Source organism: Achromobacter sp. EB05 (genome assembly GCF_044232075.1).
Classification (GTDB): Bacteria; Pseudomonadota; Gammaproteobacteria; order Burkholderiales; family Burkholderiaceae_B; genus Achromobacter; species Achromobacter dolens.
Map to the genome: position 1 here is coordinate 4,642,777 of NZ_CP155917.1, position 24,057 is coordinate 4,666,833.

The window sequence follows — 24,057 nt, forward strand, 5'->3', positions numbered from 1 at the left end:
CCTCGCATGGCCACGAACGATGCAACCCTCCCGGCCGCGCCCGCGGCCCCCGGCGCCTTTCTCGGCCTGCTGATGCTGGACACGCGCTTTCCGCGCCCGCCCGGCGACGTCGGCAACCCCGAGACCTACGCCCGCGCCGGCATCCCGGCGCGCTTCGCCACGGTGCCGGGCGCCTCGCCACGCAAGATCGTGCAGGAAGCCGACCCGGCCTTCCTGCGGCCGTTCATCGATGCCGCCGTGGGTCTGGCGCGCGACGGCGCGGCGCTGATCTCCACCAGTTGCGGTTTCCTGGCGCGCTACCAGGACGCCTTGCAGGCTGCAGTGCCGGTGCCAGTCGTGTCGTCCAGCCTGCTGCAATGCCATGGCCTGGCACGGGTGGGCATCGTCACCTTCGATGCGGCCTCGCTCGATCGCGCCTTGCTGGATGCGGCCGGCGTGCCCGCCAACGCCGTGGTCGAAGGCCTGGCGCCCGGCTGCGAGATGCAGGCGCGCATCCTGGAAAACGCGCCGGACATGGATCTGGCGCGGGTCGAACGCGACGTGGTCGAGGCGGCCGAACGGCTGGCGCGGCGCGCCCCGGACCTGACCGACATCGTGCTCGAATGCACCAACATGCCGCCCTACCGCGAGGCCGTGGCGCGCGTCACCGGCCTGCCAGTGCACGACATCGAGACGCTGCTGCTGCGCACCTGGCGCGCGCTGGCAGCCTGACCGCAGATCCGCGCGGGCGCCGCGCGCCGGCATGAAAAAACCCGGCGCGATCCCGAGGGAGCCGCGCCGGGTCTTGCGCCTGGCGGCGCGCGGAGCGTCCGTTCAGCCCAGCAGCAAGGCGTCGTCCGACAGTTTCTCGCCGCGCACGCGCTCGAACATGGCCAGCAGGTCGGGCACGTCCATGCCGCGACGCTCGTCGCCGGATACGTCCAGCACCACCTGGCCCTGGTGCAGCATCACCGTGCGGTCGCCCACGTCCAACGCCTGGCGCATGCTGTGCGTGACCATCATGGTGGTCAGCTTGCTTTCGGCCACGATGCGCGCCGTCAGTTGCAGCACGAAGTCGGCGGTGCGCGGGTCGAGCGCGGCGGTGTGCTCGTCCAGCAGCAGGATGCGCGACGGCTGCAGCGCCGCCATCAGCAGGCTCACGGCCTGGCGCTGGCCGCCCGAGAGCAGGCCGATGCGGTCGGTCAGGCGGTTTTCCAGGCCCAGCCCGAGCGTGGCCAGGCGTTCGCGGAAACCTTCCTTCATCGAAGTCTTGACCGCGCGGCCATAGCCGCGGCGCGCGCCGCGCAACTGCGCCAGCGCCATGTTCTCTTCGATGGTCAGGTCTTCGCAGGTGCCGGCCATCGGATCCTGGAACACGCGCGCCACGCGCGAGGCGCGGGCCCAGACCGGCTGACGCGTGACGTCGGCGCCGTCGATCTCGATGCGGCCGGAATCGACCGGCAGGTCGCCCGACACGGCATTCAGGAAGGTCGACTTGCCCGCGCCGTTGGAACCGATGACGGTGACGAACTGGCCCGACGGGATGTCCAGCGACAGCCCGCGCAGCGCCCGCGTCTCGATCGGCGTGCCGGCGTTGAAAGTGATCTTGAGGTCTTTTGCGGACAACATATCAGCGCCCCTTCTTGCCGACCAGCCGGCGCTTGAGCATGGGAATGACCAGGGCGATCGTGACCAGCACCGCGGTGACGAGGTTCAGGTCCTGCGCCTTCAGGCCGATGAAATCGCTGTTCAGCGCCAGCGCGATGAAGAAGCGGTAGACGATGGCGCCGATGATGACGGCCAGCGTGGCCAGCACCAGCTTGCGCGACGGCAGGATGCTTTCGCCGACGATCACGGCGGCCAGGCCGATGACGATGGTGCCGATGCCCATGGAGATGTCGGAACCGCCCTGGGTCTGCGCGAACAGCGCGCCCGCCATGGCGACCAGCGCGTTCGACAGCGCCATGCCGCCCAGGATCATGCGGCCGGTGTTCACGCCCTGCGCGCGGGCCATGCGGCCGTTCGAGCCGGTGGCGCGCACCGCCAGGCCGGTCTGGGTGGCGAAGAACCAGTCCAGCGCCAGCTTGGCCAGGATCACGATGACCACCAGGATCAGCGGCCGCGCCACGTAGTCCGACAGCCAGCCCGGCTGCAGGATGGTGAAGACGGTGGGTTCGGTGATGAGCGGCACGTTGGGCTTGCCCATGATGCGCAGGTTCACGGAATACAGCGCGATCATCATCAGGATGCTGGCCAGCAGATCCATGATCTTGAGCTTGACGTTGAGCCAGCCGGTGACCAGCCCGGCGGCGGCGCCGGCGAAGGTGGCGGCGATGGTGGCCACGAACGGGTCGGTGCCCGAGGCGATCAGCGTGGCACAGACGGCGCCGCCCAGCGGGAAACTGCCATCAACGGTCAGGTCCGGAAAGCGCAGCAGGCGAAAGGAGATAAATACGCCCAAGGCCACCAGGCTGAAGATCAGGCCGATCTCCAGTGCGCCTAACAACGAGAACAATGACATGGGTCAAATCCAATCAGGTAGGGAACGAGCATATTAGAGATTAGGAACGTCCAACTTCTTGCGTTTCGGGATCAGTTTTACCCGAGCTTTCGCAATAAACGTTTCCTGCCGTGCGATTTTCTCTCGATTCCTGCCAAGGCGTTGCCGGGCTTGGCGGCCAGGGCCGCAAGCGGGCTGCTTGAGGGACGCTCCGGGGAGCAAAACGCGGCATGTGGTCCGTGACCAACCTGCCGTTCAAGGCCAACGCCATCGCGCCGGGCCGCGCGCACCTTGTGGATGCTGCCGCCCTGTGGACCCCGCGTACCGGCGCGGGGCAAACACAAGAAAACAAGATAAAACAAAACCCCGCTCATGCCGGGTAGGCACGGGCGGGGCCGAACGACTTGCGCTTTACTTTACCACCACCGCGGCCGACTTGATGATCGCGTCGGACAGCGTCACGCCTTGCTTGGCGGCGGCGCCCGGGTTCACATAGAGCTCCAGCTTGGAGATGGTTTCGGACGGAATCGCGCCGGGCTTCTCGCCCTTGAGGATGCGCACCACGACCTTGCCGGTCTGCACGCCCAGGTCACGGTAATTGATGCCCAGGGCGGCGATGCCGCCGCGCTTGACGCTGTCGGTGTCCGAGGCGATCAGCGGGATCTTGGCGTCGTTGCCGACCTTCACCAGCGACTCGTAGGCCGAGACCACGTTGTTGTCGGTGTTGGTGTAGATGACGTCGACCTTGCCGATCAGGCTGCGCGCGGCGGACGCCACGTCGACCGAACGCGGGGCGGCGGCCTCGACCAGGCTCATGCCCGACTTGGGCAGGATTTCCTGCAGTTTCTTGACCACCACGACCGAGTTGGCCTCGCCCGGGTTGTAGACCATGCCGACGCGCTTGGCATTGGGCACGATCTTCTTGATCAGCTCGACCTGCTTGTCCAGCGCCAGCAGGTCCGACACGCCGGTGACGTTGGTGCCCGAGGCGTCCATGCTGGCGACCAACTGGGCGGCGACCGGGTCGGTCACGGCGGAATACACCACCGGCACGTCCTTGGTGGCGGCCACGACGGCCTGGGCCGACGGGGTGGCGATGGCGACGATGGCGTCGGGCTTGTCGCCGACGAACTTGCGCGCGATCTGGGCGGCGGTGCCGGTGTTGCCCTGGGCGCTCTGGTACTGCCACTTCAGGTTCTTGCCCGGCTCGTAGCCGGCTTGCTTGAGGGCGTCCTGCACCCCGTCACGCACGGCGTCCAGCGCCGGGTGCTCGACGATGGCGGTGACCGCCACCGACTTCTGCTGCGCCGCCACCGGCGCGGCGATCGCCATCGCCAGCGCCATTGCGCCAACCGTCAGAAAATGTTTTTTTCCGATCAGCATAGGTAAGCTCCTTGAACCCTTGGTATTTGTTCATTATTACGGCTGTTCCGCGGGCTTCCCCACGGTCCGGACAGCCGTAAAGCCGTATAGTCTAACGTGTCGCAACACAAATTCACTTGGGGGGAATCCCTGAAATGGTGCATGCGCGGCGCGACTGCCCCATGCCGGGGCGGGCGGCGCCAATATACTAAAAGCGCCGCGCCCGCGCGACACGACATCCGCGACATCCAAAGGGCCACATCATGATCAAACGCGCATTGGGCCGCTCCGGCCTGCAGATCCCTCCCCTCACCTTCGGCGGCAACGTCTTCGGCTGGACCGTCGACGAGGCCGGCACGTTCTCGCTGCTGGACGCGCTGGTCGACGCCGGCCTGAATTTCATCGACACCGCCGACGTCTATTCGCGCTGGGTGCCCGGCAACCAGGGCGGTGAATCCGAAACCCTGATCGGCAAGTGGCTCAAGCGCTCGGGCAAGCGCGACCGCGTGCTGATCGCCACCAAGGTCGGCATGGAGATGGGTCCGGACGCCAAGGGCCTGGCGCCGGCCTACATCCGGCGCGCGCTGGAGGCGTCGCTGGCGCGGCTGCAGACCGACCACGTCGACCTGTACCAGTCGCACAAGGACGACCCCGACACGCCGCTGACCGACACGCTGGGCGAATACGCCAAGCTGATCGAGGCCGGCAAGGTGCGCGCCATCGGCGCCTCCAACTACACCGCGGTGCGGCTGTCCGAAGCGCTGATCGCCAGCGAACGCCACAACCTGCCGCGCTACGAGAGCATCCAGCCGGAATACAACCTGTACAGCCGGGAGCCGTTCGAGGCGCACCTGCAGGCGCTGGTCAAGGCGCAGGATCTGGGCACTATCAACTACTACGCGCTGGCCAGCGGCTTTCTCAGCGGCAAGTACCGCGGCCCGGCCGACGTCGGCAAGAGCGCGCGCGGCAAGAAGATCGTCGACACTTACCTGAACGACCGCGGCTACCGCATCCTCAAGGCGCTGGATGAAGTCGCCGAGGACGCCGGCTGTACGCCCGCCCAGGCCGCGCTGGCCTGGCAGATCGCGCAGCCCGGCATCACCTCGCCGATCGTCAGCGCCACGTCGCTGGCGCAGTTGGACGAACTGGTCAAGGCCGCCAGCCTGACGCTGACGCGCGACCAACTGGCCAGGCTCAGCCTGGCCAGCGACTGGCGTTGACACGCGCCCGCGCCAACGCCACGGGCGTCAATCCAGCTTGACGCCCGAGTCCGACACCACCTTGGCCCAGCGCGACACCTCGCTGTCGACGAACTTGCCGAAGGCCGGCCCGGTCAGGGTCGGAATGGCGGTGCCGTTGCTCTCCCAGGTCTCCTTGATCTTCGGCGTGTTCAGGGCCTTGGTGATTTCCGCCGTCATACGGTCCACCGCCTCCTGCGGCGTGCCCGCGGGCGCCCAGATCGCGTACCAGGTCGACACCACGTAGTTCGGCACCCCGGCCTCGGCCGCGGTCGGCACATCCGGCAGCGACGGCGAGCGCTTGTCGGCGGCCACCGCCAGCGGCTTGATCGCGCCCGAGCGGATATGGCCCGATGACGAACCCAGGCCGTCGAACGCCAGGTCCACCTGCCCGCCGATCAACGCGGTCAGCATCGGCCCGGCGCCCTGGTACGGCACGTCGACCAGCTTGATGCCGGTCTGCATGGCGAACAGTTCGCCGGCCAGGTGGTGGGTGCTGCCCTTGCCGGCCGTGCCGAAGTTGATGTCGCCGGGATGCTGCTTGGCGTAGGCGATGAATTCCTGCAGCGTCTTGACGGGCAGCTTGGTGGCATTGATGACCACCACCTGCGGCGGCTGCGCCACCAGCGCCACCGGCACGAAGTCCTTCTGGATGTTGTAGTTCAGGCTCTTGTACAGCGACGGCGCCAGCGCATGGTGCGCGCCCCCCATGAAGAAGGTGTAGCCGTCCGGCCGCGCCTTGGCGGCCACGCCCGCGCCGACGGTGCCGCCGGCGCCGCCCTTGTTGTCGATCACCACCGACTGGCCCAGTTGCATCGTCAACTGCTGGGCCAGCGGCCGGGCGAAGGTATCGGTGCCGCCCCCGGCGGGAAAGGGCACGATGAGCGTGATGGGCCGTTCCGGCCAGGACGCGGCGCTGGCGGTGCCAGCGAAACCGGCGGCCAGCGTGGCCAGCAGGGTCGCGGCGAACATGCGGTATTTCATATTGTCTCCTCTTGCTGCAGCGTGGGGACGGCGCGTTTCCCGCGTCTCGTCTCTTGTGTTCTTGGGTTGGGATGCTGCCTGGTTCGGGAATCGTTCTGGAAAGGGGGCGGGCTCCTTGGAAAAAAATGGCCGGTCTGCGTGGACCGGCCTGTCATGACGACGCTACAGCGCCTGATAGGTTTCGCGCAGCACGTTCTTCTGCACCTTGCCCATGGTGTTGCGCGGCAGTTGGTCAACGATGTGCACGCGCTTGGGCACCTTGAAGTTGGCGATGCGCGCCTTCAGCTCGGCCTGCATCGCGGCGGCGTCCAGCGTGGCGCCGTCCTTGGGCACCACCACCGCCACCACCGCTTCGCCGAAATCGGCATGCGGCACGCCGATGACGGCCGATTCGGCCACGCCCGGCATGTCGTCGATCAGCGTCTCGATCTCTTTCGGATAGACATTGAAGCCACCGGAGATGATCAGGTCCTTGCTGCGGCCGACGATCGACAGATAGTCGGCAGGCACGTCGCGGCCAGCGGATTCGCCGCCCCAGCGGCCCACGTCGCCGGTCTTGAACCAGCCATCCTGCGTGAATTCCTCGCGCGTCTTTTCCGGCATGCGCCAGTAGCCCGAGAACACGTTGGGCCCGCGCACCTGCACGTTGCCGATCTCGCCCGGCGCCAGCGCGATGCCGGCATCGTCCACTACCCGCACCTGCACGCCCGGCAACGCCCGGCCCACGGTGCCGGCCAGGCGTTCGCCATCAGCCGCGTCATACGGATTGGAGGTCAGCATGACGGTCTCGCTCATGCCGTAGCGTTCCAGGATGGCGTGGCCGCTGCGCTCGCGGAAATCGTTGAAGGTCTCGGACAGCAGCGGCGCCGAGCCCGAGATGAACAGGCGCATGTTGGCGCAGACCTCGCGGTTGAAGCGCTTGTCGGCCAGCAGCCGCACGTAATAGGTCGGCACGCCCATCATCACGGTGCTTTGCGGCAGGTAGCGCAGCGCCTGGTCGGCGTCCAGCTTGGGCAGCCAGATCATCTTCGCGCCGGCCAGCAGCGCGCCGTGCGAGGCGACGAACAGGCCGTGCACGTGGAAGATCGGCAGCATGTGCAGCAGCACGTCGTCCGAGCGCCAGCCCCAGTACTTGTGCAGCACCTGCGCGTTGGACGCCAGATTGCCATGCGACAGCATCGCGCCCTTGCTGCGGCCGGTGGTGCCGGACGTGTAGAGAATCGCGGCCAGGTCGTCCGGCTTGCGCTTGACGGTCCTGAAGGTCTGCGACAGGCCGCCAGCGGCCTCAAGCAGCGTGCCGGTGCGGTCTTCGTCGAGCGTGTAGACATGCGCGCAGCCGGCCTTGTCGGCGGCGCGCTGGACCCAGTCGCGGTTCTTGCCGGCGCAGACCACCACGGCCGGCTCGGCGTTGCCCAGGAAATACTCGATCTCGGCTTCGCGATAAGCGGTGTTCAGCGGCAGGTACACCAGGCCGGCGCGCAGCGTGGCCAGGTACAGCAACAGGGCTTCGGGCGATTTCTCGACCTGCACCGCGACCCGCGCGCCCTCGGGCAGCTTGAGCGAGGCCAGCAGATTGGCCAGGCAGGCCGTGGCGCGGTCGATGTCGTCCCAGGTGTAGGCCAGCTCGGGGGTTTCGAGCGCGACCTGTTTGCGATCGGCGGGGAATCCGCCCTCCAGCACAGCGTATAGATTGGCGTTGCTCACCGTTTTCAGTCTCCGGAGAAGTGGGGGTCTACGCCGGCCAGGAAAGCGCGCACGCCCTCCTTGTGGTCCCGGCTGTCGGCGTAGGAGAAATAATCCTGGTATTCGGCTTCGGTCAAGGCGCCGCCCTGCGCCAGGCGCGCCGACAGGCGCTTGTTGATGCGGGCGGCCAGCGGCGCGCCCTGGCAGATGCGTTCGGCGCTGCGCCGGGCCTGCGCGGCCACCTCGGCATCGGCCACGATGCGCGTCAGCAATCCCAGGTCGCGCGCCTCGGCGGCGCCGAACACGCGGCCTTCGAGCAGGATGGCCAGCGTCGCGGCGCGGCCGGCCAATGCCAGCAGGCCGCGCATCTCGTCGGGCGCCATGGGAAAGCCCAGCCGGTTGATCGGCACGCCAAAGCGCGCCGATTCGCCGGCGATGCGCAGGTCGCACTGGCAGGCGATCTCCAGCCCGCCGCCGACGCACACGCCTTCGATCTGCGCCACCACCGGCTGCGGGCATTGCGCCACGGCCATCAATGCGGGCGCCAGTATCTCGCGGTGGTAGCGCTGCACGCCCGCGGCGTCGGCGCGCTCGGCCGGAAACTCGCGGATGTCCGCGCCCGCGGCGAAATTGCCGCCCTCGCCGCGCACGATCACGCAGCGCAGCGCGTCGTCGGCGGCGATGCGCGTGAACACGTCGCGCAGTTCGCGCCACATGCGCACGGTGATGGCGTTCAGGCGCCCCGGGTGCGACAGTGTCACCCAGGCCAGTTGCCCGTCGCGTTGCAGCAGCACACGGCCTGCCGTGTTGTCCGTCATGTCCCCTCGCTGGTTATCGGTTTTTATGTGGCGACGCGCCGCCGCTCAGGCCGCGCGTAACACGCTGCGGCTCACTTGCGGCTTGCCTTCATGCAGGCGCGCCAGGTTGCCGTCCAGTTCATCCAGGTCGTACAGATAATTGACCATCAGGCCGCAGGACTGCTTGAGTCCCTTGGCCGAGGTGTCCGCCGCCCAGTTCAGGCGCTCGATACGCGCGCCGTTGCCCAGGTGGAAGCGCGCCACCGCGTCCAGCGGCAGACCGTTCTTCATGGCCTGCAGATAGTGCGCGGCCAGGCGGAAGGCGGCGCGCTTGACCACGTCGGGCGTCGCCTTGCCCTGCGCGGCGCGCGCCAGCCGCGCTGCCCAGCGCTGGCCGTCCGGCACGCCGGCGCGCTGGCGCGTCTTGGCGCGCGACTTGTCCTCGCGCACGATGGCCTCGACCGCGTCGGCGTCGAGCTTGCCAAGCCAATCGGCGAACCCCGGAATCGGCGACAGGGTCGCGAACGACTTGAGCTGCGGCAGTTCTTCCAGCAATTGCTCGACCACGCGCTTGAGCAGGAAATTGCCGAAGCTGATGCCCTTGAGCCCCGCCTGCGTGTTCGAGATCGAATAGAAGATCGCCCAGCGCGCCTTGCCCAAATCCTGCCGCGGCGCGGCGCTGTCCAGCACCGCCTGCACGTTGTCGGCCATGCTGCCGGCGAACGCCACCTCGACGAAGATCAGCGGCACGTCGGGCATCTGCGGATGGAAATAGGCGTAGCAGCGGCGATCCGGCGCCACCCGGTGGCGCAGGTCGTCCCACGACTGGATCTCGTGCACCGCCTCGTAGATGATCAGCTTCTCCAGCAGCGAGGCCGGCGAGTCCCAGGTCAGCGGCCGCAGCTCCAGCAGGCCGACGTCGAACCAGGCCGACAGCAGGCCTTCCAGGTCTTTGTCGAGCGCCTGGACGCCGGCCACCTGCTTGCGCCAGCGCAGCATGTCGGCGCGCAGTTCCACCAGGAAGCGCAGGCCCGCGGGCTGCGCGTTCAGGCGCTTGAAGAAGCGCACGCCCTCGCCGCCATCGCCGGCGAAGGTGCCGCGCACCTGCGTCAGCGCGGCCAGCATCAGCCGACGGTCCTTGCCGTCGGCCGCCGCATAGAGCTCGCGCCAGCGCCGCGCCAGCTTGTTGGCGGCCACGTCGGTCAGGCGGGCCTCGAACAGCCGCCGCACTTCGGATTCGCTCGGCAGCCGGCCGCGTTCCCACAGGCGGCCCAGGCGCGTGATCAGGCTGTCGCCGACCTGTGCGGCGGCATCGCCCGACTCGACGTCGGTGTCAGGCGTGCGTGCGCCGCGCGCGGACTCGAGATGGACGGGTGCGTTCATGGACGGGCTCCTCTGCAACGGGAAGATCGGAAAGCGATGGCGCCTGGTCATCGGCCGCCAGGGCGCGCAGCACTTCGAGCTGGCGCATCAGGTGATGGCGCGCCAGCGCCTCGGCGCGTTCGGGATCGCGCGCCTTCAGCGCTTCGAAGATGGCCAGGTGCTCGGCGCAGGATTCCTCGATGCGGCCGGGCCAGGCCAGGCTGCGGTGGCGCGACAGGCTCAGCACCTTGCGCAGGTTGCCCACCATGTCGACCAGCCACTGGTTACCGGCGAGCGCCTGCACCGCTTCGTGGATCAGGTAATTGGTCTGGTAATACGCATCGATGCGGCCGGCGGCGGCATGGCCGGCCAGCGCCTCGTGCAAGGGCGCCAGCGCCTCGAGTTGCGCATCCGACGACTTGCGGGCGGCCTCGTGGGCGCAGCGGCCTTCCAGCATGGCCATCAACGGAAAGATGTCTTCCAGGTCCTGCGCCGACAGTTCATTGACGAAGCAGCCGCGGCGCGGCTCCAGCCGCACCAGGCCCTCGGTGGCCAGTACTTTCAGCGCCTCGCGCAAGGGCGTGCGCGAGATGCCCAGCTCGCCCGCCAGGCGCAGCTCATCGATCCATTCGCCGTTGCGCAGCGCGCGCGCATGGATCATGGCGCGAAGACGGTCCGCGACTTCCAGGTACAGGGCTTGCCGGACGATGGGTGAGGTCATGGGCAGACGGCCTGACAGCGCCGTAATTTATAATTATGAAGAAGCCCATCATAGCGCTGTCCCAATGAATCAGACTAGTCGGATGTCGTAGGGACTTGCCCCAGGGTCCCCTTCGCGCCTCGGCAGCGTGCGAACGGGCATGCCGCCGCGGCCACGTGGCCGCGGGAAAACAGGGACGCCTAAAAATGCAGGATGCCGTCGACCGCGTGGCGGGTCAGCGAACGGGCCCAGCGGCGCGCCGGCAGTCCATACCGGGATTCGACCGCCTCGGCCCGCGCCAGCAGGTCGGCCGGCGTGACGGCAAGGCGCGGACCGGAAAACGCCAGCACGATCTGGTTGCCGGCGTCGATCTCGGGCAGCAGCACGATGCGGTCGTCAAAGGCCTTGGACAGATTGTCGATATTCTTGCCGAAGCTCTCATGGCGGCCGAACAGGTTCACCGCCACCACCCCGACCTCGCCCAGCACGCGGCGGCAGTCGCGGTAGAACTTGACGCTGTCGCGCACCGGCCCCTGCGCCGAGGCGTCGTACAGGTCGACCATCAGCACCGGGCAGCGCCCCGCGTTGAGCGGATCGGCGGCCCATTCGGCGGCGTCGGCGTGCTCGACGAGCAGCCGGTTCTCGCCCGGCAGGCGGAAGAACATGTGGCAGGCGGCGGTGACGCGCGGGTTCCATTCCACCGCCAGCAGCGGCGCGCGCGTCTGCTTGGCGCAGAACCGCGCCAGCGAACCGGCGCCCAGGCCGAACATGCCGATGGCCTCGTCCTTGGGCGGCTCCAGGAACAGCAGCCAGGCCATCATCTGGCTGGTGTATTCCAGTACCAGTTCCGCCGGGTTCTTGATGCGCATGGCGCCCTGGACCCATTCGGTGTTGAAGTGCAGATAGCGCACGCCGTCCACTTCCGACAGGGTCGGCTGGTCGAGTTCGGAGGGGAATTTGGATTTGTACATGGCGCGATTGTAGGGCCGCCGCGGGCGGACCCTTGCGGCCCGCCCCCGGGGCACCGATGCGCCGTCGACGGCGCGTCGATGACGGCGCCTCGATGAGGCGTCGCTCAGATGCGCTCGAAGATCGCCGCGATGCCCTGGCCGCCGCCGATGCACATGGTCACCAGCGCGTAGCGGCCCTGCACGCGCTGCAGTTCATGCAGCGCCTTGACCGTGATGATGGCGCCGGTGGCGCCGATCGGGTGGCCCAGGCCGATGCCGCTGCCGTTGGGGTTGACCTTGGCCGGGTCCAGCTTCAGTTCGCGGGTCACGGCGCACGCCTGCGCGGCGAAGGCCTCGTTGGCCTCGATCACGTCGAGTTGATCCACCGTCAGGCCGGCGCGCTTGAGCGCGGCCTGCGTGGCCGGCACGGGACCGATGCCCATGATGGTCGGATCAACGCCCGCATGGGCGTATGCCACCAGGCGCGCCAGCGGCTTGACGCCGCGCTTGGCCGCCACCGAGGCGTTCATCAGCACCAGCGCGCCGGCGCCGTCGTTCAGCCCCGAAGCATTGCCGGCGGTGACGGTGCCGTTTTCCTTCTGGAATACCGGCTTGAGCGCGGCCAGGCTGTCGGCCGTGACATCGCGGCGCACGTGCTCGTCGGTGTCGAACACCACTTCGCCCTTGCGGGTCTTCTGCACGATCGGCACGATCTGGTCGCGGAAATAGCCGGCCTCGATGGCGTTGGCGGCGCGACGGTGCGATTCGGCGGCCAGCGCGTCCTGGTCCTGGCGGCTGACGCCGAACCGGGCCGCGACGTTCTCGGCGGTCACGCCCATGTGCATGCGGCCGAACGGATCCGACAACGCGCCGGTCATCATGTCCTGCATCACGCTGTCGCCCATGCGCGCGCCCCAGCGCTGCGCCGGCGCGATGTAGGGCGCGCGGCTCATGCTCTCGGCGCCCGCGCCGATGGCGATCTCGGCGTCGCCCAGCAGGATGGTCTGCGCCGCCGAGACGATGGCCTGCAGTCCCGAGCCGCACAGGCGGTTGACGTTGAAGGCCGGCGTCTCCTTGGCAATGCCCGCGTTCATCGCGGCCACGCGCGACAGGTACATGTCGCGCGGTTCCGTATTGATGACGTGGCCCACGGCGACGTGGCCGACCTCGTCGCCCTTGACGCCCGCGCGCTCCAACGCCGCCTTGATGACCGTGGCGCCCAGATCGCAGGGCGGCACGTCTTTCAGCGCGCCGCCAAAGTCGCCGATGGCGGTACGGACGGCGGACGCGACGATGACTTCATTCATGATGTTTCCTCCTGGTTATCTGTCCATCATACTCGCGCGCCCGGCGCCTCCCGCCGCCCCTCGGCGCGCCCTTCTCGCCAGGCGAAAGTCGCCTTGCCGGCGCCGTAAAAAACCCCGCGCTCCCCGGGCAATCCCTAATCGCGACCACAATTGACAGCGCTGTCATTTTTGCAGACACTAGCTTCGCCGGTATCTGCCGGTCAACGAAAAACAAGCCGCGACGGCCCTCGGCACGGGCGGCATCAGGAGACAAAGTCATGGCAATACCTCCCTGCCTCGCGGCAGCGGCAGGGACCGGCGTGCACCTGCGGCCCCTGCGTTTCCCGTCCCACCCCGCGCGATCCAACCGCTGGCTGCCCTGGCTGCCCTGGCTGCTGATGGCCGGCCTGCTGTCGGCCGCCGGCGCGGCCCGGGCCTACGACCTGCAGACCAGCCCCTACCTGCTGGGCGACTGGGGCGGCCTGCGCACCCGCCTGGCCGAAAGCGGCGTGACGCTGAATCTGGGCTACACCGGCGAGGCCGCGCACAACTTCAGCGGCGGCCAGGACAAACTGACGCGCTACACCGACCAGTGGGTCATCGGCGCCACGATGGATCTGGACAAGCTGCTCGGCTGGCATGGCGGCACGTTCCAGATGACCATCACCGACCGCAACGGCCGCAACCTGGGCGCCGACGCGGGCATCGGCAACAACATGCTGATCCAGGAGGTCTACGGCCGGGGCCAGACCTGGCACATGACGCAGTTCTGGTTGAACCAGGCCTTCCTGGACAACCGGGTGCAGTGGAAGATCGGCCGCCTCACCGTGGGCGAGGACTTCGCCAGCTTTTCCTGCGACTTCCAGAACCTGACCTTCTGCGGCTCGCAGCCCGGCAACCTGGTGGGCAGCTACTGGGTCAACTGGCCGACCAGCCAGTGGGCCACGCGCCTGAAGGTCAACATGTCCGAGCAGACCTACGTGCAGGCAGGCGTCTACCAGGTCAATCCGAACTACGTGGACGACGGCTATGCGCGCCGCCACGGCCTGTCGCTGGACAATCCCGACGGCACCACCGGCGCCCTGATCCCGCTCGAAGTCGGCTGGCTGCCGGCCTGGAACGGCCTGCCCGGTTCGTACAAGTTCGGCGCCTGGTACAACACCTCCGATGGCAAGGATCTGTACCAGGACATCAACCACGCGCCGCGCGGCCAGACCGGGCTCGCGCCGCGGGAACGCAACGGCCAGTACGGCTTCTACATCAACTTCGAGCAGCAGGTCAGCGGCGCCGCCGGCGGCCGCGGCGCCTCGGTGTTCCTGAACGTGTCGCAGGCCGACCGCGCCACCGCCGCGCAGGATCACCAGATCGCGCTCGGGCTGCAGTACAAAGGACCGTTCGGCCTGGCGCGCGACGTCATCGGCGTGGCGATCGGCGCGACCCACAACAACGGCCGCTATGCCGACTACGCGCGCCAGCAGGACCAGCGCCTGGGCACCAGCACCAAGGTGGGCGACGGCTACGAGTACGTGGCCGAGGCCTACTACAGTTGGTCGCCGATCCCGTCCGTTTACCTGCGCCCCAATCTGCAGTACATCAGGCATCCTGGCGGCACCAGCGCCAACCACGACGCCTTCATCGCAGGCTTGAAGACCGGCATCACATTCTGAGCGCGACGCGCCACTAGGAGACCGACATGACCCCATTCTTTCGCCGCCTGGCCTGCGCGCTGGCCCTGCCCGCGGCGCTGCTCGCCAGCCCCGCCGTCCACGCCAGCAAGGACGCGCCGGTGATCGGCTTTTCCATCGACGACTTGCGGGTCGAACGCTGGACCCGCGACCGCAACTATTTCGTCGAGGCCGCCACCGCGCTGGGCGCCAAGGTCAACGTGCAGTCGGCCAACGCCAGCGAATCGCGCCAGATCGCCCAGGTCGAGAACCTGATCGCCGAGGGCGTGGACGCGCTGGTCATCGTGCCGTTCAATTCCAAGGTGCTGGGCAGCGCCATCGCCAAGGCGCACCGCAACGGCATCAAGGTGATCGCCTACGACCGCCTGATCCTTGGCGCGCCGCTGGACGGCTACGTGTCGTTCGACAACATCAAGGTGGGCGAAATGCAGGCCCAGGGCATGGTCGACGCCGTGCCCAAGGGCCGCTACTACCTGCTGGGCGGCGCCTCGACCGACAACAACTCGCGCATGTTCCGCGAGGGCCAGATGAACGTGCTCAAGCCGCTGGTCGCCAAGGGCGACATCACCATCGTCGGCGAGCAATGGACGCCCGAATGGGATCCGTCCAAGGCCCAGACCATCATCGAGAACGCCCTGAACGCCAACGACAACGACATCCAGGCCATCGTCGCCTCCAACGACGGCACCGCCGGCGGTGCGATCCAGGCGCTGACGAGCCAGAAGCTGGCGGGCAAGGTCGCGGTATCCGGCCAGGACGCCGACCTGGCCGGCGTGCGCCGGGTGGCGGCGGGCACGCAGACCATGACGGTCTACAAGCCGATCAAGGCCATCGCCGAGGCGGCCGCGCAGATGGCGGTCAACCTGGTGCAGGGCAAGACGCCCGCTTTCAACGCCAAGCTCGACAACGGCAAGGGCGAGGTCAACGCCCTCCTCATCAAGCCCACGCTGGTCACGCGCGACAATCTGGATATCCTGGTCAAGGACGGGTTCTATACGGCAGACCAGATCGCGGGCAAGTAGCCGGGAGGCGCACCATGGACCAACAGCAACCGCTGTTCGAAATGCGCGGCATCGTCAAGGAATTCGCCGGCGTGCGCGCGCTCTCGGGCGTCAGCCTGAGCGTGCGGCCCGGCGAATGCCTCGGACTGTGCGGCGAAAACGGCGCCGGCAAATCGACCCTGATGAAGGTGCTGTCGGGGGTCTACCCCCACGGCAGCTACCAGGGCCAGATCCTGTGGCAAGGGCGCGAGCTGCGCGCACGCTCGACCCGGGACAGCGAGGAAGCCGGCATTGTCATCCTGCACCAGGAACTGATGCTGGTGCAGCAACTGAGCGTCACCGAGAACATCTTCCTGGGCAACGAAATGCGCCTGCCGGGCGGGCGCATGGACTACCCGTCCATGCACCGCCGCGCCGCCGAGCTGCTGGCCCGGCTCAAGCTCACCGATGTCAACGTGGCCGCACCCGTCATGAACTACGGCAACGGCCACCAGCAGTTGTTCGAGATCGCCAAGGCGCTGGCCAAGGAAGCGCGCCTGCTGATCTTCGACGAGCCGACCTCCTCGCTCAGCGCCAGGGAGATCGAGGTGCTGCTGGCCATCATCGAAGACCTCAAGCGCGCCGGCGTGGCCTGCATCTACATCTCGCACAAGCTCGACGAGGTCAAACGCCTCTGTGACACCATCACCGTGATCCGCGACGGCCAGCACATCGCCACCCAGCCGGCGGACGCGCTCGACGAAGACAGCATCATCGGCCTGATGGTGGGACGCGCGCTCGAATCGCGCTTTCCGCGCACCGAACGCCAACCGGGGGCGGTGGTGCTGCAGGCGCGCGGCGTGACCTGCTGGGACGTCACCAATCCGCGGCGCAAGCGGGTCGACGACGTCGCGCTGCAGGTGCGCGCCGGCGAGATCCTCGGCATCGCCGGCCTGGTGGGCGCGGGCCGCACCGAACTGGTCTCGGCCATCTACGGCGCCTACGCCGGCCGCTACCAGGCGCGGGTGCAGGTGGCCGGCCAGCCGGTGCGCATCACATCCCCGGCCGACGCCATCGCGCACGGCCTGTGCCTGGTGCCCGAGGACCGCAAGCGCCACGGCATCGTGCCGCTGATGAGCGTGGCCGAGAACATCACGCTGGCCAGCCTGGCCGACCATGCCCGCGCCACGCGGGTGGATGGCGATTCGGAACTGGCCACGGTCGAGCGCGAAATCGCGCGCCTGCGCATCAAGACGGCCAGCCCCGGCCTGCCGGTCGCCAGCCTGTCAGGCGGCAACCAGCAGAAAGTGGTGCTGGCGAAGATGGCGCTCAGGCAACCCAAAGTCCTGATCCTGGACGAACCGACGCGCGGCGTCGACATCGGCGCCAAGTACGACATCTACAAGATGATCTTCGATCTCGCCGACCGCGGCGTGGCCATCATCATGGTGTCGTCGGAACTGCCGGAGATCCTCGGCATGAGCGATCGCGTGCTGGTCATGAATGCCGGCCGCATCGCGGCAGACTTTCCCATCCAGGGCCTGACGCCGGAACGCGTGCTCGCCGCCGCCCTCAACACCGACCCGCTGCGGCACGCCGCCTGAACGCCATGACCCAGATACTCGCCTCCTCCTCTTCAGAACCGCGCCGGCGCGGCGGACATCCGCCGCTGCGGCAACTGTTCGCGCGCCACAAGCTGCTGGCCATGCTGCTGGCGCTCGCCCTGATCTGGCTGTTCTTCTGGCATCAGACCCATGGCAGCTTCCTGCGGCCCAACAGCATCTCCAACCTGCTGCTGCAGATGTCGGTGACCGGCATGCTGGCCTGCGGCATGGTGCTGGTCATCATCGCCGGAGAGATCGACCTGTCGGTCGGCTCGCTGCTCGGGCTGCTCGGCGGCCTGGTCGCCATCCTGACGGTCAACCTGGGCTGGAACACCTGGTTGTCGGTCGCCGTGGTGCTGGCGGCCGGCGCCGCGCTCGGCCTGGTCAATGGCTATCTCACGACCCGGCTGCGGGTGCCGTCGTTCATCGTCGGCCTGGGCGGCATGCTGGCCTACCGCGGCCTGCTGCAGTTGAGCACCGACAGCGTCACCATCGCGCCCGTGCCCGACGACCTGGGCGCCATCGCCCAGGCGTTCGTGCCGCCCGCCCTGTCCTGGCTGTTCGCCGCGTTGATCGTCGCGCTGACCTGCGGCCTGACGCTGGCGCGCCGGCGGCGCCATCGCCGCCTGGGCCTGGCCGTGGCGCCGCGCTGGATCGACGCGCTGCGCATCGGCGCCATCACCGCCACCGCCGTCGGCTTCGTCCTGGTGCTGAACCAGGCCCACGGCGTGCCGCTGCCGGTGCTGATCCTGCTGGCCCTGCTGGGCGCGTTCTCGTGGATCGCCACGCAGACCGTGTTCGGCCGCCACGTCTACGCGGTTGGCGGCAACGTCGAGGCCAGCCGCCTGTCCGGCGTCAACGTCCAGCGCGTCAAGCTGATGGTGTTCATGCTGATGGGGTTGATGTGCGCGTTCGCCGGCATTGTCACCACCGCGCGTTCTGCGGCCGGCTCGCCGTCGGCCGGCGTGGGCGGCGAACTCGACGCGATCGCCGCCTGCTTCATCGGCGGCACCTCGATGCGCGGCGGCTCCGGCACGGTGTACGGCGCGCTGATCGGCGCGCTGGTCATGGCCAGCCTGGACAACGGCATGCAGCAGATGAACGTCGACGCCTCCTGGCAGATGATCGTCAAGGGCGCCGTGCTGGTGCTGGCGGTGTGGATCGACGTGGCGACGAGGTCCGAACGTGCATAACGACATCCTTTCCCGCGTACCCGGCGCCTGCGTGCTCGCCGTCGGCACCTATACCGAAATCCTGCCCCACGTGCAGGGCCGCGGCCAGGGCATCCACCTGCTCGCGTTCGATGGCGCGACGGCATCGTTCCGGCAACGCCAGGTGCTGTCCGGCCCGGTCAACCCCTCCTATTTGTGCGCGACGGCCGGCCGCCTCTACAGCGTCAGCGAACAGGAGCGGGACGCGGCGCTGGAGGTCTTCGAGATCGAGGACGGCGCCGCGGCCCTGCGCCCCATCGGGCGCGTCGCCATACCCGGCGCCGCGCCCTGCCACGTCAGCATCAACCGGGCGGCGCGGCAACTGTACGTGTCGAACTACGGCTCCGGCGAACTGCTGTGCTACGCCCTCGACGCCGACGGCCTGCCAAGCGCCGCGCCCCAGGTCATCACGCGAAGCGGCTCCGGGCCGCGCGCCGACCGCCAGGAAGGTCCGCACGTGCATTACGCGGCCCCCGGGGCCGACGGCACGCGGGTCTACCTCTGCGATCTGGGCACCGACACGATTGCCTGCCACCGCGTCCTGCCCGACGGCCTGGAGGCCATGCCGATACGCCAATGGCGCACGCCGCCCGGCGCCGGACCGCGCCATCTCGTGCTGGCGGCCGGCGACACGCTGGCGGTGGTGGTGGAAGAACTGTCCAACACCCTGGCGCTGTACGCGCTGGACGGCGCCGGCGACGCCCTGGCCCGCGCCAGCACGCTGCCGCCCGATTGGCGCGGCGCCAACACCACGTCGGCGCTGCGCCTGCATCCGCGCGGCGACCTGCTGTATGCCGCCAACCGGGGCCACGACAGCATCGCGGTCTTCCGGCTGCGCCGCGCGGCGCCGTGGCTCGAACCGCTCGGTTTCATCGCCGTCGGTGGCCGCACGCCGCGCGACATCGCCTTCACGCCCGATGGCGAATTCCTGCTGCTGGCCGCCCAGGACGATCACCTCCTTCGCGCCGTGCGCATCGATCCGGCCACCGGCCTGGCGCAGTCGCACGGCGCCCCCTACCCGCTGCGCTCTCCCGCCTGCCTGTGCCCTCTGCCTTGAACCGGAAACATCCACCGTGACCTCTACCCTGCCCCCCACCCGCATCATCGTCACCGGCGCCACCGGCCAGCTCGGCCGCAAGGCCCTGGCCATCCTGGCGCGCCAGCCCTGGTGCGAGCACCTGACCGGCATCGACCTGCAGGCGGACGCCAGCGTCTTCAGCCCGGAGCTGCGCGACCGCCTGACCCTGGTGGCCGCCGACCTGCAACGGCCCGATCCCGGCTGGACCCGCCACTTCGCCGGCGCCGACGCGGTATTGCACCTGGCGGCACGCCACTCGACGCCCGACGCCAGTTGGGAAGAGGCGCTGGGCTCTTACGACATGACGCTGAACGTCCTGACGGCCGCCGCCACGCAGGGCGTGCGCCGGCTGCTATTCTCGTCATCGAATCACGCCATGGGCGGCTACAAGGACCTGCCGCTGGCCGCCACGATCGGGCCGGGCAAGCTCACCGCGCGCACGGAGCCCGCGCCCGGCACCCGCTGGTTCGACGGCGAGCGCGAGGTGCATTCGCTGGCCTACGGCACCTCGAAGGTGATGGGCGAGCGGCTGTGCCGCGCCTTTTCCGCCGTCACGCACGGCAAGCTGTCCACCGTGATCGCGCGCATCGGCTGGATTCTGCCGGACGACAACGATCCGCGCGACATGACCTATTCCGGCGTGGCGCATCGGCGCGCGCCGGCGCCCCCCGCGCGGGACGAGCCGGCCCGCCGCGCGCTGGCGTGGTTCCACGATATGTGGCTATCCAATGGGGATTTCGAACGGCTGTTGCTTGCCGCGCTGACCGCGGATGCGTCGAACTGGCCGGACGGCAGCGTGACCGTCAACGGCGTGTCGGCCAACCAGGGCAGCGCCTGGGACGTGGCCGAGGCCCGCGACAGCATTGGTTACGCGCCGCAGGATGACGTGCAGAAGCGCCTGCGCTGAGCGCCCGCGCGCCGGGCTCAGCCGGGCGAGCGGGTCGAATCGCGCACCACCAGCTCATAGCCGAGCGTGCGCACCCGCGCCTGCGGTTCGCGCGAGGCCAACTGCTCGACCGCCGCATAGGCCATCTCGCGGATGGGCTGGCGCAGCGTGGTCAGCTTGGGCCAGGTCTGGCGTGACAGCGGCGTATCGTCGTAGCCCGCGACCGACAACTCTTGCGGCACCTTGAGGCCGCGCGCGTGCGCCGTGTAGAGCACGCCGGCCGCCATGTCGTCATTGGCCGCGAAGATCGCGGTCGGGCGCTGCGCGCGGTCCAGCAGACGCTGGCCGCACTGCATCCCCGAATCGAACGAATGCAGGCCCTGCTCCACCAGCGCCGGATCGTAGGCCACACCCAGCTCCGCCAGCGCATCGCGGTAGCCATGCAGGCGCTCGCCCACCGCGCCGTGGTCGGGATGCCCGGCCACGAAGCCGATCCGGCGATGGCCCAGGCCGAGCAGGTAACGGGTCATGTCGCGCGCCGCGGCGCGATCGTCGGTGCTGACTTCCAGCCCCCGGGCGCTGGGCGAACCCGGCGCCAGCCGCACGTAGGGCACGTCGCCATGGTCCAACGCCTCGATCAGCGCGCGCACGTCGGACAACGGCGGCGTCAGCACCAGCCCGGCGCAGGCGTGCTGCCGCGCCGCCTGCACGATCTGCGCCGCCAGGTCGGGTGCGCGATAGTAGCACGGATGCAGCAGCAGGCTGTAGAAATAGCGCTTGCAGGCGTCGAGCGCGCCGTGCTGGATATTGATCAGGTAGTTGTCGCTGGGGTTGTCGTAGACCAGCATGATCAGATCCGAGCGCTTGCTGGCCAGCCGGCGGGCCGAGGGATTGGGCTGGTACTTCAGCAACTCGATCGCGGCCATGACCTTGGCGCGCGTCTTCTCGCTGGTGTTCGGCTCGTTGTTCAGCACCCGCGAGACGGTCTTGATCGACACGCCCGCTTGGGCCGCCACGTCATCGACGGTGACGGATCCCCTGTCCTTGCCGGTCGCCATGCCGGGGCCCCGCTCAGCGGCCCGCGGCCTTGGCGCTCAGGCCGTTGGCCACGCCCATGTCGGTCTTGGGCACGTCGCGGATCAGCACCCGCACGTCTTCGCCCGAAATGCCGATGCTGTCGCAGACGGCCTGGTTCAGCGCCGCGATCAGCGCCGACTTCTTGGCTTCGTCACGGCCCTCGATCAGCGCCGCGTCGACGCGCGCCATGGCCTTGCCGATTTCGCCCGCCACGATGACGTGTTCGGCCGGGATTTCCTGCAGCACGATGCGCACGCTGGACAGCGGCGCGGCAATGCTTTCCACGACCGCCTGCGAGGCCGCCTTCAGCAACGTGGTCTTCTGGGCGGCCGAATGGCCCTGCATGATCTGGACATTCAAGATTGGCATGACGGATTCCGATATTCCGAATAGTGGCACGCCGGCAGTCGGCGCCGGCCAGCCATCATATCCGGACTGGCCCGAGGCGCAAGCCTGGCCGCGCCGGAATCGGCTCGTCATGACGGGCGGCACCCGCCGCCCGCCTTGCCTGGCGGCGATCGGGCCTCAGGCCGCCTCGCCTCGCGGCGCCGGTTGCGGCTGGCCCTGCAATTCGGCCTGCGCCGCCTGGCCGTCCTCCGCAGGCGTCTCGGCGGACGGGTCCGTCGGCGCCGTCTCGGCCAGCACCGGCGTAACCAGTTCGACCACCTTCTTGCGCGACAGCATGCCGATGAACTCGTCGTTCTCGCCCGTCACCGCCACCGGCTGGTCGCTGTGCACCAGTTGCGCCAGCACCTCGCCCAGGCCCGCCGTGGCCGGCACCGAGGCCAGATCCTCGACGAAGCGCGACACGTCGCGCCCGCCCTCGCGCACGGCCTGCTCGGCCGCGACCAGCGTCAGCACGCCAGCCAGCCGCTTGCCGTCCAGCACCGGCGCGTATTCGTAGTTGAGCGCGCGCATGCGGTCCACCGCGTGGGCCGGACGCGACCGCATGGTCAGCGTCAGGCGCGCCGGGTTCACCGCATGGGTCGCGTTCAGCACCTTGGTGCGGTTCACGTCCTGCAGGAACGACTGCACGTAATCGTTGGCCGGGTTCAACAGGATGTCTTCCGGCGTGCCTTCCTGCACCAGTTCGCCGTCCTTCAGGATGGCGATGCGGTTGCCCAGGCGCAGCGCCTCGTCCAGGTCATGGGTGATGAAGACAATGGTCTTGTTGAGCTTGGATTGCAGTTGCAGCAACTGGTCCTGCATTTCGCGACGGATCAGCGGATCGAGCGCCGAGAAGGCCTCGTCCATCAGCAGGATCTCCGCGTCGGTGGCGAGCGCGCGCGCCAGGCCGACGCGCTGCTGCATGCCGCCCGACAACTGGTGCGGATACTGCTGTTCGAAGCCCGACAGGCCGACCTGCTCCAGCCATTCGCGGGCGCGCTGCTCGCGCTCGGCGCGGCCCACGCCCTGCACGGCCAGACCGTAGGCGGCGTTGTCCAGCACGGTGCGGTGCGGGAACAGGCCGAAGCGCTGGAACACCATGCTCATCTTCTTCTGGCGGAAGGTCTCCAGGTCGCGCTTGTTCAGGCTGACCACGTCGACGCCGTCGACCAGGATGTGGCCCGCGCTGGGCTCGATCAGGCGGTTGAAGTGGCGGATCAGCGTCGACTTGCCGGAACCCGACAGGCCCATGATGACGTAGATGCTGCCCTCTTCGATCGACAGGCTGATGTCGCGCAGGCCCAGCGTGTGGCCGCTTTCGGCCAGCAGCGCTTCCTTGCTCATGCCGCCCTGGGCGGCTTCCAGCCATTTCTTCGGATGCGGCCCGAAAATCTTGTAGATGTTCTTGACTTCGATCTTGCTCATCGCTGGCCTCCCATGCGCATGCGCTGTCCATACGATTGCGTGATCCGGTCGAACAGCACGGCCAGCACCACGATGCCCAGGCCCGCCAGCAGGCCGCGGCCCACTTCCAGGCGGTTGATCCCGAGCAGCACTTCATACCCCAGGCCGCGCGCGCCGATCATGGAGGCGATCACCACCATCGACAGCGCCATCATCGTGGTCTGGTTGATGCCGGCCATGATGTTGGGCAAGGCCAGCGGCAACTGAACGCCGAACAACTGCTGGCGCGGATTGGCGCCGAAGGCGCGCGACGCTTCCAGCACCTCGCGGTCGACCAGGCGGATGCCCAGGTCGGTCAGGCGGATCAGCGGCGGCACGGCGTAGATCACGGTGGCGATGATGGCCGGGATCTTGCCCAGGCCGAACAGCATCACGACCGGGATCAGGTACACGAAGCTGGGCATGGTCTGCATCACGTCCAGCACCGGCAGCATGATCGAGCGCAGCCAGTTGACGCGCGCCATCAGCACGCCCAGCGGAATGCCGATGATCACCGACAGCCCCGCCGCCATGATCATCAGCGCCAGCGTCTGCATGCCGGCGTCCCACAGGCCGAGCACGCCGATCACGCACAGCAGCGCGCCCATGGCCAGGCTCAGGCCGATGCGACGGCTGACCAGCCAGGCGATGACGATGGTGACGCCGACCACGGCCCACCAGGGCGAGCTGCGCAGCACCTGCTCCAGCCACACCAGGGCGTGCAGCACGGGCTGGGACAGCGTCTCCAGGGTGTCGGCGTAATTGGTGACCAGATGATCGACGAATCCGTCGATGGCCCCGCGCACCTGACGCGCGGGAATGATTTCAGGAAACATGTTTTTGACTCCATTTCAGCGCGTTCGCC

23 protein-coding genes are annotated in these 24,057 nt (G+C 68.5%); 9 read left to right on the plus strand and 14 right to left on the minus strand.

All coding sequences use genetic code 11. From position 1 onward, the window contains the following. Nucleotides 1-6: 6 nt before the first annotated feature. A complete protein-coding gene (locus AAID08_RS21135; RefSeq protein WP_175143980.1) occupies nucleotides 7-711 on the plus strand; it encodes an aspartate/glutamate racemase family protein in 705 nt (234 codons plus the stop codon). Nucleotides 712-813: 102 nt separating this feature from the next. Here the strand turns inward: AAID08_RS21135 and AAID08_RS21140 are convergent, their stop codons facing one another. Both AAID08_RS21140 and AAID08_RS21145 read right to left on the minus strand, forming a co-directional pair. Continuing rightward, complete coding sequence (locus tag AAID08_RS21140) at nucleotides 814-1,608, minus strand: ABC transporter ATP-binding protein (protein WP_054503238.1); 795 nt, start codon at nucleotides 1,606-1,608, stop codon at nucleotides 814-816. A 1-nt stretch (nucleotide 1,609) separates the two neighbouring features. Further along, the gene (locus tag AAID08_RS21145; protein ID WP_049072730.1) at nucleotides 1,610-2,500 is read right to left on the minus strand and encodes an ABC transporter permease; all 891 of its coding nucleotides are present in this window, start codon (nucleotides 2,498-2,500) and stop codon (nucleotides 1,610-1,612) included. Between the two features lie 209 nt (nucleotides 2,501-2,709). On the opposite strand from AAID08_RS21145, the gene AAID08_RS21150 reads away from it, so the two are divergent. Further along, complete coding sequence (locus tag AAID08_RS21150; protein ID WP_156326857.1) at nucleotides 2,710-2,862, plus strand: hypothetical protein; 153 nt, start codon at nucleotides 2,710-2,712, stop codon at nucleotides 2,860-2,862. Between the two features lie 28 nt (nucleotides 2,863-2,890). On the opposite strand, the gene AAID08_RS21155 is transcribed toward AAID08_RS21150, so the two are convergent. Beyond that, nucleotides 2,891-3,862 (minus strand): ABC transporter substrate-binding protein, encoded by a 972-nt coding sequence (locus AAID08_RS21155; protein ID WP_049072728.1) that lies wholly within the window; start codon nucleotides 3,860-3,862, stop codon nucleotides 2,891-2,893. A gap of 242 nt (nucleotides 3,863-4,104) precedes the next feature. Between AAID08_RS21155 and AAID08_RS21160 the strand changes: the two genes are divergently transcribed. Further along, nucleotides 4,105-5,061: an aldo/keto reductase gene (locus tag AAID08_RS21160; protein ID WP_175166552.1), complete on the plus strand. Its 957-nt coding sequence runs from the start codon at nucleotides 4,105-4,107 to the stop codon at nucleotides 5,059-5,061. 27 nt (nucleotides 5,062-5,088) lie between these two features. Here AAID08_RS21160 and AAID08_RS21165 read toward each other — a convergent pair whose 3' ends face one another. The 7 genes from AAID08_RS21165 to bktB all read right to left on the minus strand — a co-directional run bounded on the left by AAID08_RS21165 (nucleotide 5,089) and on the right by bktB (nucleotide 12,862). Then, nucleotides 5,089-6,063 carry a tripartite tricarboxylate transporter substrate binding protein gene (locus tag AAID08_RS21165; RefSeq protein ID WP_049072725.1) on the minus strand — a complete coding sequence of 325 codons (975 nt, stop codon included), beginning with the start codon at nucleotides 6,061-6,063 and terminating at the stop codon, nucleotides 5,089-5,091. A 162-nt stretch (nucleotides 6,064-6,225) separates the two neighbouring features. After that, on the minus strand, nucleotides 6,226-7,767 hold the full coding sequence (locus AAID08_RS21170; protein ID WP_175189790.1) for a malonyl-CoA synthase: 1,542 nt from the start codon (nucleotides 7,765-7,767) through the stop codon (nucleotides 6,226-6,228). Nucleotides 7,768-7,772: 5 nt separating this feature from the next. Beyond that, entirely contained in the window at nucleotides 7,773-8,564 is a 792-nt protein-coding gene (locus tag AAID08_RS21175) for an enoyl-CoA hydratase/isomerase family protein (protein ID WP_116792140.1), read from the minus strand. A 45-nt stretch (nucleotides 8,565-8,609) separates the two neighbouring features. Next, the gene (locus AAID08_RS21180) at nucleotides 8,610-9,926 is read right to left on the minus strand and encodes a malonyl-CoA decarboxylase domain-containing protein (protein WP_054503242.1); all 1,317 of its coding nucleotides are present in this window, start codon (nucleotides 9,924-9,926) and stop codon (nucleotides 8,610-8,612) included. Then, nucleotides 9,877-10,626, minus strand: a complete 750-nt coding sequence (locus AAID08_RS21185; protein WP_395756881.1) for a GntR family transcriptional regulator — start codon at nucleotides 10,624-10,626, stop codon at nucleotides 9,877-9,879. The genes AAID08_RS21180 and AAID08_RS21185 overlap by 50 nt, the downstream gene beginning before the upstream one ends. Nucleotides 10,627-10,805: 179 nt before the next feature. Next, entirely contained in the window at nucleotides 10,806-11,576 is a 771-nt protein-coding gene (locus AAID08_RS21190; protein WP_054503244.1) for a spermidine synthase, read from the minus strand. A gap of 104 nt (nucleotides 11,577-11,680) precedes the next feature. Further along, on the minus strand, nucleotides 11,681-12,862 hold the full coding sequence (gene bktB, locus AAID08_RS21195; RefSeq protein WP_054503245.1) for a beta-ketothiolase BktB: 1,182 nt from the start codon (nucleotides 12,860-12,862) through the stop codon (nucleotides 11,681-11,683). 377 nt (nucleotides 12,863-13,239) lie between these two features. Here bktB and AAID08_RS21200 point away from each other — a divergent pair, with 377 nt between their 5' ends. Genes AAID08_RS21200 through AAID08_RS21225 form a run of 6 tightly spaced genes read left to right on the plus strand, consistent with a single transcriptional unit; the run spans nucleotide 13,240 to nucleotide 20,306 of the window. Next, nucleotides 13,240-14,508, plus strand: coding sequence for a carbohydrate porin (locus AAID08_RS21200; protein ID WP_064523543.1), 1,269 nt, complete (start codon nucleotides 13,240-13,242; stop codon nucleotides 14,506-14,508). 26 nt (nucleotides 14,509-14,534) lie between these two features. Beyond that, nucleotides 14,535-15,548 (plus strand): D-xylose ABC transporter substrate-binding protein, encoded by a 1,014-nt coding sequence (gene xylF, locus AAID08_RS21205; protein WP_054503246.1) that lies wholly within the window; start codon nucleotides 14,535-14,537, stop codon nucleotides 15,546-15,548. Between the two features lie 14 nt (nucleotides 15,549-15,562). Beyond that, entirely contained in the window at nucleotides 15,563-17,110 is a 1,548-nt protein-coding gene (locus AAID08_RS21210) for a xylose ABC transporter ATP-binding protein (protein ID WP_395756882.1), read from the plus strand. Between the two features lie 5 nt (nucleotides 17,111-17,115). Further along, on the plus strand, nucleotides 17,116-18,303 hold the full coding sequence (locus AAID08_RS21215) for a sugar ABC transporter permease (protein ID WP_395756883.1): 1,188 nt from the start codon (nucleotides 17,116-17,118) through the stop codon (nucleotides 18,301-18,303). After that, nucleotides 18,296-19,378 (plus strand): lactonase family protein, encoded by a 1,083-nt coding sequence (locus AAID08_RS21220; protein WP_395756884.1) that lies wholly within the window; start codon nucleotides 18,296-18,298, stop codon nucleotides 19,376-19,378. The genes AAID08_RS21215 and AAID08_RS21220 overlap by 8 nt, the downstream gene beginning before the upstream one ends. 16 nt (nucleotides 19,379-19,394) lie before the next feature. Further along, entirely contained in the window at nucleotides 19,395-20,306 is a 912-nt protein-coding gene (locus AAID08_RS21225) for an NAD-dependent epimerase/dehydratase family protein (RefSeq protein ID WP_395756885.1), read from the plus strand. Nucleotides 20,307-20,323: 17 nt separating this feature from the next. Here AAID08_RS21225 and AAID08_RS21230 read toward each other — a convergent pair whose 3' ends face one another. The 4 genes from AAID08_RS21230 to AAID08_RS21245 all read right to left on the minus strand — a co-directional run bounded on the left by AAID08_RS21230 (nucleotide 20,324) and on the right by AAID08_RS21245 (nucleotide 24,028). Beyond that, nucleotides 20,324-21,343: a LacI family DNA-binding transcriptional regulator gene (locus AAID08_RS21230; RefSeq protein ID WP_395756886.1), complete on the minus strand. Its 1,020-nt coding sequence runs from the start codon at nucleotides 21,341-21,343 to the stop codon at nucleotides 20,324-20,326. A 13-nt stretch (nucleotides 21,344-21,356) separates the two neighbouring features. Next, entirely contained in the window at nucleotides 21,357-21,731 is a 375-nt protein-coding gene (locus AAID08_RS21235) for a tautomerase family protein (protein WP_054503251.1), read from the minus strand. A 156-nt stretch (nucleotides 21,732-21,887) separates the two neighbouring features. Further along, the gene (locus tag AAID08_RS21240) at nucleotides 21,888-23,174 is read right to left on the minus strand and encodes a glycine betaine/L-proline ABC transporter ATP-binding protein (RefSeq protein WP_054503252.1); all 1,287 of its coding nucleotides are present in this window, start codon (nucleotides 23,172-23,174) and stop codon (nucleotides 21,888-21,890) included. Further along, nucleotides 23,171-24,028: a proline/glycine betaine ABC transporter permease gene (locus AAID08_RS21245; RefSeq protein WP_049072699.1), complete on the minus strand. Its 858-nt coding sequence runs from the start codon at nucleotides 24,026-24,028 to the stop codon at nucleotides 23,171-23,173. The genes AAID08_RS21240 and AAID08_RS21245 overlap by 4 nt, the downstream gene beginning before the upstream one ends. Nucleotides 24,029-24,057: the final 29 nt, after the last annotated feature.